This is a genomic window from Evansella sp. AB-P1 (assembly GCF_029688925.1).
In the GTDB taxonomy this organism is placed as follows: Bacteria; Bacillota; Bacilli; order Bacillales; family Salisediminibacteriaceae; genus Evansella.
Genome location: NZ_JARUKY010000004.1, coordinates 59189 through 73331, shown reverse-complemented (window position 1 = coordinate 73331; position 14143 = coordinate 59189). Strand labels below are relative to the sequence as shown.

Genomic DNA, 14143 nt, shown 5'->3' with positions numbered 1-14143 from the left:
CTTTCCTAGGTTATAAACATTTTATGCATAGGTAAACAAATAAGTGTAACGTACACAATGTAATTAGTAAGAAAAGTATAAATCAAAATTTCTTTGCTAATAATGATGAAAACTATATTTTCTTATTTCCCAAGGTATTAGGGAATAGTAAAATTCACCAAAAAACTATTGAATCTATTTGAAAGAAAGGGTAAAATAACGAATACATATATTGAATATCAAATATGAATAACGTTGAAAGGGATTATTCATCTTGAAACTAGCAGAGAGGAAAACTATTGCTGTAGCAATGCTGGAAGGTTTTCTTAGAGGTAGAGGTGGAGTGTCGCCCTGGAGTTGCTTTAATGAACAAGTCCTGCCGCATTTATGATAGGACATTAATAGTTAAAGCCGGATAGCCCCGTTAGTGCTTTGAGGTGTACAGTCAATACATGGATCATTCATAATATTTCTTTTGATCTTTGTAGGTTATTATTGCGACAATGAAGTTGACTGTAAACAAAGGTGGTACCGCGAGGAATTCAACTCCCTTCGTCCTTTGACGAAGGGGGTTTTTTGTATTTTATAGAAATGTTAACAAAATTGTCCGGAACCTGTTCCGGGACGATTTCGTGACGATTTTAAGGAGGAAGAAAAATGGATAATCAAGAGATTTCAATGCCGCCAAAATATGATCCAAAGGCCACAGAAGCAAAATGGTACCCATATTGGGTAAATGGTAAGTTTTTTGAAGCCACATCAGATGAACAGAAAAAACCTTATACGATTGTTATTCCACCACCGAACGTAACAGGGAAGCTTCATCTCGGTCATGCATGGGATACAACGTTACAAGATATTTTAATTCGAGTGAAACGGATGCAAGGATACGATGCATTATGGTTACCTGGAATGGATCATGCTGGGATTGCAACGCAAGCGAAGGTAGAAGGGAAGTTACGAGAAGAAGGAGTTTCGCGTCATGATTTAGGTCGTGAAAAATTCTTAGAGAAATCTTGGGAATGGAAAGGAGAATATGCTGATTTTATACGTCAACAATGGGCTAAATTAGGCTTATCTCTTGACTACTCACGAGAAAGGTTCACCCTTGATGATGGGTTGTCAGATGCCGTTCGAGAAGTGTTTGTTCGTCTCTATGAAGAGGGGCTAATCTATCGTGGTGAATATATTATTAACTGGGATCCGCATACGAAAACAGCACTCTCTGACATTGAGGTTATCTATAAGGATGTTCAAGGTGCCTTCTATCATATGAAATATCCATTATCGGACGGTAGTGGTCATATTGAAGTAGCTACAACTCGTCCTGAAACAATGCTTGGGGATACAGCTGTTGCTGTCCACCCTAAGGATGATAGATATAAGCATCTAATCGGAAAAACAGTAAAGCTTCCAATCGTTGGACGAGAAATAGAAATCGTTGCAGATGATTATGTAGATATGGATTTTGGTTCAGGTGCAGTAAAAATAACACCAGCTCATGACCCTAACGATTTTGAGATTGGAAATCGTCATCATTTAGAACGAGTTCTCGTCATGGACGAAGCAGGAAAAATGAACGAAAATGCTGGGAAATACCAAGGAATGGACCGTTTTGAATGTCGTAAGCAAATTGTGAAGGATCTTCAGGACGAAGGAATTCTCTTTAAAATAGAAGATCATATGCACAGTGTTGGTCATTCAGAACGAAGTGGAGCTGTTGTAGAACCATATCTATCTACCCAATGGTTTGTAAAAATGAAGCCACTTGCTGAACAAGCCATTGAATTACAAAAATCAGAAGGTAAAGTGAACTTCGTACCAGATCGATTTGAAAAAACGTATCTTCATTGGATTGAAAATATTCGTGATTGGTGTATTTCTCGTCAGCTTTGGTGGGGACATCGTATTCCAGCATGGTTTCATAAAGAAACAGGGGAACTTTACGTAGGAAGAAAAGCACCACAAGATATTGAAAACTGGGAACAAGATGAGGATGTATTAGATACTTGGTTTAGCTCAGCATTATGGCCGTTTTCTACAATGGGTTGGCCAAACGAAGAAGCACCAGATTTTAAACGTTATTACTCCACTGACGTACTAGTTACTGGATACGATATCATATATTTTTGGGTAGCTAGAATGATCTTCCAAGGATTACATTTTACGGAAGAACGACCATTTAAGGATGTACTCATTCACGGGCTTGTCCGAGATGCAGAGGGTCGTAAGATGAGTAAATCGTTAGGAAACGGTGTAGACCCAATGGATGTTATTGATAAGTATGGTGCTGATGCTCTTCGTTTCTTCTTATCAACAGGTAGCTCACCAGGGCAAGACCTTCGTTTTTATTGGGAAAAAGTAGAGTCAAACTGGAACTTTGGTAATAAGATTTGGAATGCATCTCGTTTTGCATTAATGAATATGAACGGATTAAAGTACGAAGAGATTGACCTTTCAGGAAAAAAATCTATTGCAGATAAATGGATTCTTACACGATTACAAGATACGATTGATCACGTAACGAAATTCATTGATTCTTATGACTTTGGAGAAGTAGGAAGAGCACTTTACAACTTTATTTGGGATGATTTCTGTGATTGGTACATTGAGATGGCTAAGCTCCCATTAAATGGCGATGATGAGGAAGCAAAGCATACTACTCGTTCTGTACTAGCATACGTATTGGATCAGACGATGAGATTATTACATCCGTTTATGCCATTCATAACAGAAGAGGTTTGGCAACACCTTCCACATGAAGGAGAATCCATTACTGTGGCACCTTGGCCAACGAGAGAGGAAACCCTTGTTGATAAGCAAGCACTTAAAGATATGCAGCTCCTTCAAGAAATCATTCGTTCAGTAAGAAATACACGAGCTGAATTAAACGTTCCAATGAGTAAAGAAATTACTCTTCACATTAACGCTGATTCTGATAGTATTCTTGACCAGCTAAACCGAGGGAAAGGGTATATTGATCGTTTTTGCCGACCAAGTGAGTTAATGATGAATGTTGGCCTTGAAGCACCTGGAAAATCCATGAGCTCCGTTCTATCAGGGGTTGAATTATATCTACCATTAGCGGGACTTCTTGATCTCGATGCAGAGATCAAGCGGCTAGAAGGGGAATTAAAACGACTTGATGGAGAAGTAACAAGGGTTCAGAAAAAATTAGGAAATGAAGGTTTCGTGGCTAAAGCTCCAGAGCAGGTTGTTGCTGCTGAAAAAGAAAAAGAGAAGGACTATTTAGAACAAAGAGATAAAGTAAAGGCACGTATTGAAGAGTTAAAAAAATAAAAGATGAGAAGAAATCCAGAGAAGCCTCGTGCTGCTCTTGGATTTCTTTTTGTTTGCTGGTTACAATAAATACAAACAATTGAATTGCCAAATATATAGTAATGATTAATTAGGAAAAGTATAATTTTTTCGTAGCGAAGGATGACTCTATTACGTTCTAATAAATAAATAGGAAGGTTGTGCAGGTCTGAAGCATTGCCCGTGGAAAGCTGTCACCCGTAAAGGATGAACTACCTTAATGAGTATTTTCATCCTCCATGGTGCAAATTTTCACTTGCAAGGGTGGTCTCTACACTGAATTAAAAACGGTTCAGGAGTGGAATGACAGAGACGTGTTAAGGAGTTGCCCATCAAGGTAGAACAATATTAATATGGAGAGATAGTGAGGCTAAAAAATGAAACAGGAAAAAAGAGCAAGAGACTGGAATATAACTATTGGGACATTGCCAGCAGGACCGAGAAATAAGATTACGGATGTGAAAGGAATAACAGTTGGGCATGTTACAATAAAAGATAAAGATATACATACTGGTGTCACTGCTATTCTTCCCCATCAAGGGAATCTATTTAAAGAAAAGGTAGTAGGAGCAAGCCATGTATTAAATGGATTTGGAAAAACAATGGGAACAGTACAAATTAATGAATTAGGAACAATTGAAACACCGATTCTTTTGACAAACACACTTAGTGTTGGAAATTGTGCCACAGGACTAATAAAATATACATTAAGAGATAATCCTGAAATAGGTCGAACAACGGGGACGGTGAACCCAATCGTAGCAGAATGTAACGACATGTATTTAAATGACATTCGACACATTTCTATTAATGAGAATCATGTCTATGAAGCAATTCGTGATGCTAAAGTAGATTATGCTGAAGGGGCTATCGGAGCAGGAACTGGAATGAAATGCTTCGGTTTAAAAGGCGGCATTGGATCATCCTCAAGGGTCATTTCCATTCAGGGCAAAACATTTACTATAGGAGCACTTGCTTTAACAAACTTTGGTAGGCTTCATGATTTAATGATTAATGGTAAAAAGATTGGAGAAAGTATCTCCAACTCAATGGAAAATAGCAATGATATGGATAAGGAAAGAGGTTCAGTTATTATTATCGTTGCTACTGATTTACCAGTAACTGAACGTCAATTACAACGTATAATCAAACGCTGTGGAATTGGTTTAAGTCATACTGGATCAAAAATGGGACATGGAAGTGGGGATATTGTAATAGGCTTTACTACAGCATCGACAATTGCACATGATTCAACAAAAAAAATATTGTCACATGACTTTATCCATGAAGAAGAGCTAGATCTTGCTTTTCATGCTGTAGCTGAAGCAACAGAGGAGGGTATTATTAATTCATTACTAGCATCAGAGACAACAACCGGTCGTGCTGGAAAAAAACTAGAGTCATTGACGGAATACATTAACGATTTTTTTTAATAGTTTTTTTAATGCCTCCACTTATAAGGGGGCTACTAAAATTATTAGTTTGGGAGGAGATTTTTTTGAGAGAAATTGCTTATTATATTGATCAATTTATAGATATAGATGATAAAGTGATTCCTATTCAAGAACGGGGACATCAATTTGGTGATGGTATATATGAAGTGGTTCGTGTGTATGATGGAAGCCCATTTTTATTAAATGAACATATGGACCGTCTAGAGAAAAGTGCGGAAGGCATTGAACTTCAGTTGCCATACTCGAGAGCTGAAATAATTCGAATAATAATGGACGGCATTAAGCGTTCCGAAATGAAGGAGGCTGAAGTATATTTTCAGGTGACTAGAGGTATTTCCCCTCGTCAACACCATTATCCAGATACTTCATCTATTTTTTCCATGACCATACGACATGCTAGGAAAATGGGAGAAGAGAAAAGAAAGAATGGCATTTCTATTATGATTCTTGAGGATGAACGGTGGAAAAATTGTTACATAAAATCACTAAACCTCCTCCCAAATATAATGGCAAAGCACAAAGCGGTAGGAAATGGCTGCGGAGAAGCGGTCTTTGAGAAGGAAGGTATCATTACTGAAGGATCAAGTAGCAATATTTTTGCTGTAAAGAATAATGTGCTATATACTCATCCAGCAACAAAAGCGATTCTTCACGGTATAACCCGTGCAAAAGTCATCCAATTAGCGAAAGAAAATAATATTATAGTAAAGGAAGAAGCCTTTACAGTAGATTTCTTAAAAGATGCTGATGAGGCTTTCATAACGGGAACAACCACTGAAATCTTGCCTATCGCATTAGTTTCACAATCACGGTTACCTAATCAGCGACCTATTTCTACTTTGCTAATAGAATTATATAAAAAACAACATAATTGATAATGTAATAAGTTTGCCTTTGGATAGGAAGGAGTAATTTATCTATGGGAATTAATCCTTCCGCCCCCAACAGCAATTGATTCTCCTTGGTTACTTTACCAATCTTCTGTTAATGCGGTGCTCCCCTAAACATAAAAAAACATATCCGAAAATAGGAATTTATACTACATTTTTATAAGATTTGTAGATGAAAGTTTATTAAAATTATAGATTGGAAGATAAAGAATCATTTGGGTATTTTAATGAAAAAGCCAAGGAACAAACCTAAATATAACTGATCATTTTCAAATCTTAAGTTTAGGAGGGATTCGTTTGGTTCATGTTGTTTTAGTAGGAATAAAAGGGTATGGGAAGAAGCACTTACAAGAGCTGTTACATAGAGTAGCCCAGGGGAAAGTACAAATTGCAGGTGTTGTAGATCCTATTGAACCAGAAGGCAAAACACTTCATCTCCTTCAGTCTAACGAAATTTCACACTTTTCATCATTAGCCTCTTTCTACAGCGAAAAAAAAGCTGATTTAGCGATTATATCCACCCCAATTCAATTTCACTGTGAGTTAACCTGTGAAGCTTTAAAAAATGGTAGTCACGTACTTTGTGAAAAACCAACAGCAGCAACGATAGAAGAAGTTTTGAAAATGATGGAAGTTCGAAATCAAGCAAAAAGAAAAGTTGGAATCGGATACCAGTGGTCCTATTCTCAAGCTATGCAAGCGTTAAAAAAAGATATTATAGCAGGGAAATTTGGAAAGCCAATTCGTTTAAAATCAACTGTTTTATGGTCTAGAAATGAGGATTACTATGCTAGAGGATGGGCAGGTAGAGTAAAGGATAATAGCGGAAGGTGGGTCTTAGACAGTGTAGCAGCCAATGCAGCAACTCACTTTTTACAAAACATGTTTTTCGTTTTAGGTCAAACGTTAAATAGTAGTGCTTTTCCTCACACCCTTACAGCAGAATCCTACAAAGCTAATGACATTGAAAATTTTGATACATCCTTTATAAGAGCATATACGAAGAATAAAACAGAAATACTCTTTATGGCATCTCATGCAATCGAAAAGGATGATAATTACGGTCCAGCATTTCAATATGAGTTTGAAAAAGGAACTATCTATTACGACGAAAATAGGCGAAACGAAGAGGTAGGCTTTGATGAAGAATGTATAACTGCAATTTTTCATGACGGGAGTAAGGAATTTTATGGTTCAATAAAAGAGAATGACTATAATAAATTTGATGCAATAGTAGAAGCAATAAAGAACAATACTTCCGTAATTTGTGGTTTAGAAACAGCTAGCTCTCAAACTTTAGCTCTTTATGGGGTACATCAATCTGTACCACAACCTATTACATTTCCGGAAAATAAAATACAATTTGATGAAAAAGACCGAGTTGTTTGGGTAGAGGGGCTTAGCAAAGTGCTTATGGAGTGCTATGATCGGTGGAAGTTACCAAGCGAATTAGGAGTTGAATGGGCAATAAAAGGAAAGGAAATTGACTTATCTAAAACAGAGTTTTATGACATCATTTCAACCATCAATAAGTAACGAAAAGAAACCAAGCAAAATGAAGCTTGGTTTCTTTTTAAAAAGACATTACGATAAAAATCGGTTTTTTAGCTCAGGTGTTGGCATCATACAGCTCTCTCTTTTTCCAAACCAATGATAACGTTTTTTGGCTATGATACTATAAACGGAATCTCTTATTGGACGAGGTACAACTATAAATAAATAAAGAAGTTTCCAATTCCAATTTAAATGCCTACAAATACGGAGGGCGGCTGTAGATTTTAAATAATACTTATTGTTCTCAATGAGGATTAAGCTATCAATATCCTCAGGAATAGAAAAATCATTAAATAGCTTTTCCCCAGCTTTACTCTGAATCGAAGCAAATTGAAAATAAGCATGAGGTTCTCTTTTAATGATAAACTGAATGCTACCTACACAAAAATTACATACACCATCGAACATAATAATTCCATTCATGGCTAATCCCCTATTCTCTTCTGAAAAACTTCTTATCTAAAAGTATAGCAACGATGGAAAATTCCAACAACAAATACTCTTATTGAGGATGTTCAAAAAGTCCGGGAAAAATATCTGTCGAATCTCTGCGTTGGCTTGCTTTTCCGTTCCTCACGTATTAAAAGCATTCGCTGCGGTACTCAAAGCTACGCCGTCTTGATCTTTCGACGCACAGGACGTGCTAGTGTCGGCGTTTTAACAGGTCGTTGTGACTTTAGCCGACTCGGCTATTTTTATCCTCCTTTTTGAACACGCACTTATAAAATAATCATTAGACCGGGTCTCACAGACAAATACAACTTAAGGCTTAGTGAAAATATTTCTCTAGTTCATTATAGGAAATGTTCATTCACAGTAAGATAAAGACAAGAGATCAGTAGAGGAGGAAATATTCATGAAAAACTTTTTATTGTTTGTATTAGCGCTTATTGCTATTATCGTTTTACTTGCCAATTTAGGACCAATGATTTTTCTAGCTGTATGTATATACCTACTTTATGTTATTTTTAAGCAGTTTTCGAAAAGTGAGTCAATGGGAGCAAAGATATGTTGGATAATCGTGGGTCTTATCGTTTTAAGTATGGCCACAGCAAATTCATTCGCTATAATCGGTGTTGTTGCTTTGATTTTCTTATATATTTTGTTAAAAAATCATCATGGTGAGAAAGAAGTAACGTTTAATAAATAATTGTTAAGAAACCTATAAATGTTAGCTACTTATTAATAGTAATAAAGTGATATGATAGAAAGGTGCGAAATTTCGGCATCTTTCTCTTTATTCATATTTTAAAGGAGGGTATTCATCTTGTTTCGACGATTATCAACTGATACATTGAATTGGATAATATTAATTGGAATTGCCCTTCTGTTTATTGAATTATTCTTTTTTAATACTGGATTAGTATTTACACTTTTCTTTTTTACATTCTTAACATATATTGGAATTAAAAGTTATACTAAAACATTAGGAAAAGTATTTTTTTGGATAGGAGCTATTTTTCTCTTTTTGACAATCGTTAATTTAATCGCTATACGTTTTCTCGCAATAGCAGCAATTGTCTTGTTTTTTGTCCACTATCGTAGGACGAAAGAGAATCCAGAAAGAATAGAACCTGCTTTTGTGGAAGAAAAGGAAGGAACAAAGAAAGAACCTATAAAGAGAGTAGACACTTTATTTAAAAATCGATTCCTTGGGAGTCAAAAAACGAAAGAAATACCTTACCATTGGCGAGATGTGAATATCCATGGGGGATTTGGAGATCGTATTATCGATTTAAGTAACACTGTTTTACCGGATGAATCGGTTATTTCTATTCGACATTTTATTGGAAATATAAAAATTTATGTTCCATATGAAGTGGAGGTTTCTGTTGTTCATAGCTCTATATATGGAAGAGTAACCGTTTTTCAACATGAACATGCTTCCTTACTTAATCAAACTTTTTCCTATCATACTGAAAACTATGGTGAAAGTGGTACAAAGGTAAAAATCGTTACTTCCATCCTTTCAGGAGACATTGAGGTGAAACGTATATGAACCTCATGTTAAAGCAAATTATAGCAGGCTTAATTGGAGCATTTGTACTTACTATTATTATTCTATTCTCCACGTTTCTTGTATTTCCATTAGATAGTATGGGGCAACTATTCCATGCTAAAATATTCGATATTTCCTATCTTTTATTAATTAGTATTGTCGTAACTGCTTCTGGATTCATTATTGGAGCATCAAGTGGCTTATATGTTAAAGGAAAACTTCATTTTATTCGAGATCGCCTCGAGGAAATAAACAAAGGAATTAAATTAACGGAGAAAGCTACTGGAAAGGATAAGGATCTAGAAGATATTCCTAGTCAACTCCTACAAATAGAAAGAAAGTTCAGTCAACAAGCAGAAATCTCCCAACGACTAGTAACAGAACGGGCTGAGGAACGAGAAAAAAGCTTACAAGAAGTAGTTGTTCAAGAACGAAATCGATTAGCAAGAGAGCTACATGACTCTGTTAGCCAACAATTATTTGCAGCGTCCATGATGATGTCAGCCATTAATGAAGGGAATCCACCGGATGATCCTACTGTAAAAAAACAACTACAGTTAGTAGAAAAAATGATTGACCAGTCTCAATTGGAAATGAGGGCACTTCTCCTACATCTTCGTCCGATAGCGTTAAAGGAGAAATCTCTTCAGGAGGGAATGGATGAGCTCCTCGTTGAATTACGCCAAAAGGTTCCGATGGAAATCGATTGGAAAATCGAGAATCTTCAGTTAGAAAAAGGAATAGAGGACCATTTATTTCGAATTTTACAGGAATCTGTTTCAAATGCCCTTCGACATTCAAAGGCGAATCAACTTCATATTATGTTAATTGAACGAGATGATTTCGTTATATTACGAATTACAGATGATGGAATTGGTTTTAATGTGGAAGAGGCAAAAACAAATGGTTCATATGGATTACAGAATATGGAGGAACGAGCCAGTGAAATTGGGGCATCGTTAAAAATTGTTAGTGTGGAGCAGGAAGGAAGTCGTTTAGAGGTAAAGGTTCCAATAAGGAAAAAAGGAGGGAATAGTAATGATTAAAGTACTGTTTGCAGATGATCATGAGATGGTAAGAATCGGTGTATCTTCCTATTTATCTGCTCAAAAGGATATTGAAGTTGTGGCTGAAGCATCAGATGGTGATGAAGCGGTAGACTTAGCTTTAAAGCATAAACCAGATATTGTTTTGATGGACTTAGTTATGAAAAGAATGGATGGTATAGAAGCAACGAAACAAATTATCGCTAAATGGCCTGAGGCAAAAATTATTATCGTTACAAGCTTTTTAGATGATGAGAAAGTGTATCCAGCATTAGAGGCTGGTGCAACAAGTTATATGCTTAAAACGTCAAAAGCAAAGGATATAGCTGATGCCATTCGTTCTACATTTGAAGGACAATCGATTCTTGAACCAGAAGTGACGGGAAAGATTATGTCCAAAATGCGTCAAAAACCTGAAGAGCATCTGTATGATCATTTGACAGAACGGGAACTAGAGGTACTAAAATTAATGACTGAAGGGAAAACAAATCAAGAAATTGCAGATGAACTATATATTGCTTTAAAAACCGTAAAGGTTCATGTTAGTAATATTTTAGGAAAGCTAGAGGTACATGATCGAACGCAAGCGGTTATATATGCCTTCAAAAATAAGCTTTTTTAGATTTGTTTTGTTCAAGAGGAAATTCTCTACTAACTTACCTTTCATACTATGGTAAAATAAATAAGCAAGGAAAACCTTCGTATAAATATCAAACTCTAAACTAAAAATTAAAATTATTATTTTACTAGGAGGATATTTCATGCCTACTCCATATTACATTGGTTTATTTATCGCATTTGGATTATACGTAATAAGTGAAGTACTTTTATGGTTTTTCCCAGCTAAAAAAATAATGAAATATATTCCAAGCATGATTGGAATTTGTATTAGTCCCATTATTTTTTATATAGGCTATTCAAACACGATACAATTTAGTGAGTTTATTCATTATCTTTTTTATTCCATCGTAATTTTTTCTTTCTCATCTATCGTTGCCATTGTCATGTCAATGAGAAAGCCTTGGAAAAAAAGAAGAGAGACGGATGGGGATGAAAAGATAGAAGAAGTAGAAAATCCGTCAACATAAGGCTAATAAATGAATACATAGAAAAAAGCCCACCAGGTAGGAAAAAAACTGGTGGGCTATCTCTTTGTGCAATTTTTCATAAATAATAGCTTATATATCAGTATATTTGCAAAAAAACGTAAATACTTTCCTTCACTACATCATTTAGCTAAAATATATATTGCAAGTATTGTCTATACATGTAACAAAATTTATTAAGGTGGGGGTTTCTTGAAATTATATAAAGAAGCATGCGATTATGTTTTATCCTTAAAAAAGAATCGGAATTTTAACGGATTAGGTCGTATGGAAAAAATAGTAGAAGAGCTAAAGCATCCAGAGAAAGAATTTAATACAATACATATTGCTGGAACAAATGGAAAAGGTTCTACTCTTACTTATATAAAAGCTATCCTAATGGAAGCAGGCTTAACGGTTGGAACCTTTACATCACCGTATGTACAAAAGTATAATGATCAAATTCAAGTAAACGGGCAAACCATAAGTGATGAGGAATTTCTCTCTTTAGTAGAGGACATAAAACCTATAGTACGAAAGCTAGAAAAAAAGCAGGAGTACGGTGTCCCTGTTGAATTTGAAATAATGACTGCAATAGCATTACACTATTTTTCAAAAAGAAAAGTAGATATAGCTATTTTAGAAACAGGGTTAGGAGGGCGTCTTGATCCAACAAATATTATCCGTCCACTTGTTTCTGTCATTACGAATGTGGGCTACGACCACATGGAATTCCTTGGAGAAACATTGTCTGAAATAGGGCAGGAGAAAGCAGGTATTATAAAAAAGGACATTCCTGTAGTTTCAGGATGTAAACAACGAGAAGTTATTCATGTTGTAGAAGAAGTTGCTAAACAGCATGGTGCTGTTCTTTATCAACTAAATGACTATTTCTTTATTGATCAAAAGAAAGAAAGTTTCTCCGTTCATACTGAAAAGCATACGTATGGAGATTTAAGTACAGGAATGCTCGGTTTTCACCAGATGCAGAACGGTGCCTTGGCTATTATGGCATTAGAATGTTTAACGGAGAAACATCTTTTTCAAATCACAAAGGAACAGATAAAGAAAGGGTTAATGAAGGGAAAAATACCAAACAGAATTGAAGTTGTACAGAAGGACCCCCTAATTATCTTTGATGGAGGTCATAATAGTGAAGGCTTACATGCTTTGGTTAACACATTATCAAAAGAGTTTTCCAATAAAAGATTTACCTTTCTGTTCAGTGCAACCAAAAACAAGAATATTAACGAGATGATAGATATTATGAGACAAATTGGAAACGAAATCATTATTTGTCCGTTTAAGCATGAACAAGGAATGGATCCAGTGGAAGTATACCACTCCCTCCCAAGTACTGAGAATATTGTCGTACAAGAGGATTGGAAGCATGCATACACAAATAAGTCCCAATCATTACGTGACAATGAAGCCTTAGTTGTGACCGGATCCTTGTATCTATTGAGAGAGATAAGAAATGAATTGCGGATTTAAAGTGAAAGGAGATGTATGATGATAGCCACGTATATAGAAGCAAAAGATTATATTATTTCAAGAAAACAAGCAGGTATTCGATATGATTTAACAAGAATGAAATTGTTGATTGAAAAATTAGGACACCCAGAGAGAAGGGTAAAGACGATTCATGTTGCTGGTACAAATGGAAAGGGGTCTACCGTTACTTACTTAAGGTCTATGTTAGAAGAAGCTGGTTTCTTTGTTGGGACATTTATGACACCTGTATTTGGAGAAGAACGAGAACAAATTGGTATAAATAACAACCCTATGTCAGAGGAGGAATTTATTGAAGTAATCGCAGAAATAAAGAATGCAGTGGAAGAAACGGAAAGGGAAGTAGGAGAAAGTATTAGTGAATTTGAACTAATGACAGCTGTTGCTTTATATTATTTTTCTTTTAAAAAGCCTGTAGATATAGCTGTTATTGAGGCTGGTATGGGAGGTAGGCTTGATGCAACGAATGTAATCACACCATTAGTTTCCATTATTACAAACGTTGGGATGGATCACCAAGCCTTTTTAGGGAATACGTTAGAGGAAATAAGTCGTGAAAAAAGCGGTATTATTAAACAAGGTGTTCCTGTTATGACAGCCTGTGAAGGTGCAGCATTACAAGTATTAAAAGAAGAGGCGAAAAAGAAGAAATCCACCCTTTATTCCTTAAAGGAGCAAGTGAAAGTTCAGACATGGATTGAGAATGACGTACAAATGATGACGTATGAATCCACGTTTGGAGAACTAAAAGAAATACCATTAGGGATGGTTGGTTCCTTTCAAGGAAAAAATGCGGCTCTTTCAGTGATGGTAGTAAATTACTTGAAGCAATTTTATGCTTTATTAGTAGAGGACGATAAAATACTCCGTGGACTAGAGAAAGGGAAGCTACCTGGGCGATTGGAAGAAATAAATAATAACCCAGTAATAGTATTAGATACAGCGCATAATCAAGAAGCAATAGATGAAACAATGAATACGATTGTAACATTATATAAAAATAAAGAAATTAATGTATTATTTGCTTCCATGAAGGATAAAGCTGCAGAGGAAATGCTTAGGTCAATCGAAAAAACTGCTCATAAAATGTATGTTACATCATTCTCATCTCCTAGATCTAGGACTATAGAAGATTATAAACAACTCTCTAGTAAGTTTGATAAGCTGGAAACTGTAGATGATTCTTCTTCTTGGTTGAAAGATTGGATAAAAGAAAACAAAAATACAAGTAAGATCCTTCTTATTACTGGTTCTCACCAATTTGTAGGGGAAATAAGAACAGAATTAACGTTAATCTGAGAAAAAC

General features: G+C 35.6%; 12 protein-coding genes. 11 read left to right on the top strand and 1 reads right to left on the bottom strand.

The annotated features are described in order from the left end of the window. Positions 1-636: 636 nt before the first annotated feature. From QA612_RS05200 to QA612_RS05185, 4 genes are all read left to right on the top strand, one after another. The gene (locus tag QA612_RS05200) at positions 637-3279 is read left to right on the top strand and encodes a valine--tRNA ligase (protein WP_278282712.1); all 2643 of its coding nucleotides are present in this window, start codon (positions 637-639) and stop codon (positions 3277-3279) included. Positions 3280-3674: 395 nt separating this feature from the next. Continuing rightward, positions 3675-4730 carry a DmpA family aminopeptidase gene (locus tag QA612_RS05195; protein WP_278282711.1) on the top strand — a complete coding sequence of 352 codons (1056 nt, stop codon included), beginning with the start codon at positions 3675-3677 and terminating at the stop codon, positions 4728-4730. Positions 4731-4795: 65 nt separating this feature from the next. After that, entirely contained in the window at positions 4796-5626 is an 831-nt protein-coding gene (gene dat / locus QA612_RS05190) for a D-amino-acid transaminase (RefSeq protein ID WP_278282710.1), read from the top strand. 312 nt (positions 5627-5938) lie between these two features. Continuing rightward, positions 5939-7177 (top strand): Gfo/Idh/MocA family protein, encoded by a 1239-nt coding sequence (locus tag QA612_RS05185; RefSeq protein WP_278282709.1) that lies wholly within the window; start codon positions 5939-5941, stop codon positions 7175-7177. 48 nt (positions 7178-7225) lie between these two features. Here the strand turns inward: QA612_RS05185 and QA612_RS05180 are convergent, their stop codons facing one another. Continuing rightward, positions 7226-7618, bottom strand: coding sequence for a thiol-disulfide oxidoreductase DCC family protein (locus QA612_RS05180; RefSeq protein WP_278282708.1), 393 nt, complete (start codon positions 7616-7618; stop codon positions 7226-7228). Between the two features lie 433 nt (positions 7619-8051). Here QA612_RS05180 and QA612_RS05175 point away from each other — a divergent pair, with 433 nt between their 5' ends. From QA612_RS05175 to QA612_RS05145, 7 genes are all read left to right on the top strand, one after another. Then, positions 8052-8345, top strand: a complete 294-nt coding sequence (locus QA612_RS05175; RefSeq protein WP_278282706.1) for a lmo0954 family membrane protein — start codon at positions 8052-8054, stop codon at positions 8343-8345. Between the two features lie 117 nt (positions 8346-8462). Then, complete coding sequence (liaF, locus tag QA612_RS05170; protein WP_278282705.1) at positions 8463-9194, top strand: cell wall-active antibiotics response protein LiaF; 732 nt, start codon at positions 8463-8465, stop codon at positions 9192-9194. Continuing rightward, positions 9191-10240, top strand: a complete 1050-nt coding sequence (locus tag QA612_RS05165; RefSeq protein ID WP_278282704.1) for a sensor histidine kinase — start codon at positions 9191-9193, stop codon at positions 10238-10240. The genes liaF and QA612_RS05165 overlap by 4 nt, the downstream gene beginning before the upstream one ends. Then, positions 10233-10862 (top strand): response regulator transcription factor, encoded by a 630-nt coding sequence (locus QA612_RS05160; protein WP_278282703.1) that lies wholly within the window; start codon positions 10233-10235, stop codon positions 10860-10862. Before QA612_RS05165 ends, QA612_RS05160 begins: the two co-directional genes overlap by 8 nt. A 139-nt stretch (positions 10863-11001) precedes the next feature. Next, a complete protein-coding gene (locus tag QA612_RS05155) occupies positions 11002-11328 on the top strand; it encodes a hypothetical protein (RefSeq protein ID WP_278282702.1) in 327 nt (108 codons plus the stop codon). A 210-nt stretch (positions 11329-11538) separates the two neighbouring features. After that, positions 11539-12819, top strand: a complete 1281-nt coding sequence (locus QA612_RS05150) for a bifunctional folylpolyglutamate synthase/dihydrofolate synthase (RefSeq protein ID WP_278282701.1) — start codon at positions 11539-11541, stop codon at positions 12817-12819. An 18-nt stretch (positions 12820-12837) separates the two neighbouring features. Further along, a complete protein-coding gene (locus QA612_RS05145) occupies positions 12838-14136 on the top strand; it encodes a bifunctional folylpolyglutamate synthase/dihydrofolate synthase (protein WP_278282700.1) in 1299 nt (432 codons plus the stop codon). Positions 14137-14143: the final 7 nt, after the last annotated feature.

What these genes read in the sequence shown, in the direction of transcription:
- QA612_RS05160 (WP_278282703.1), top strand. Translation starts at nt 10,233, where the DNA reads ATGATTAAAGTACTGTTTGCAGATGATCATGAGATGGTAAGAATCGGT.
- QA612_RS05200 (WP_278282712.1), top strand. Translation starts at nt 637, where the DNA reads ATGGATAATCAAGAGATTTCAATGCCGCCAAAATATGATCCAAAGGCC.
- QA612_RS05145 (WP_278282700.1), top strand. Translation starts at nt 12,838, where the DNA reads ATGATAGCCACGTATATAGAAGCAAAAGATTATATTATTTCAAGAAAA.
- QA612_RS05180 (WP_278282708.1), bottom strand. Translation starts at nt 7,618, where the DNA reads ATGAATGGAATTATTATGTTCGATGGTGTATGTAATTTTTGTGTAGGT.
- QA612_RS05165 (WP_278282704.1), top strand. Translation starts at nt 9,191, where the DNA reads ATGAACCTCATGTTAAAGCAAATTATAGCAGGCTTAATTGGAGCATTT.
- QA612_RS05155 (WP_278282702.1), top strand. Translation starts at nt 11,002, where the DNA reads ATGCCTACTCCATATTACATTGGTTTATTTATCGCATTTGGATTATAC.
- QA612_RS05195 (WP_278282711.1), top strand. Translation starts at nt 3,675, where the DNA reads ATGAAACAGGAAAAAAGAGCAAGAGACTGGAATATAACTATTGGGACA.
- QA612_RS05175 (WP_278282706.1), top strand. Translation starts at nt 8,052, where the DNA reads ATGAAAAACTTTTTATTGTTTGTATTAGCGCTTATTGCTATTATCGTT.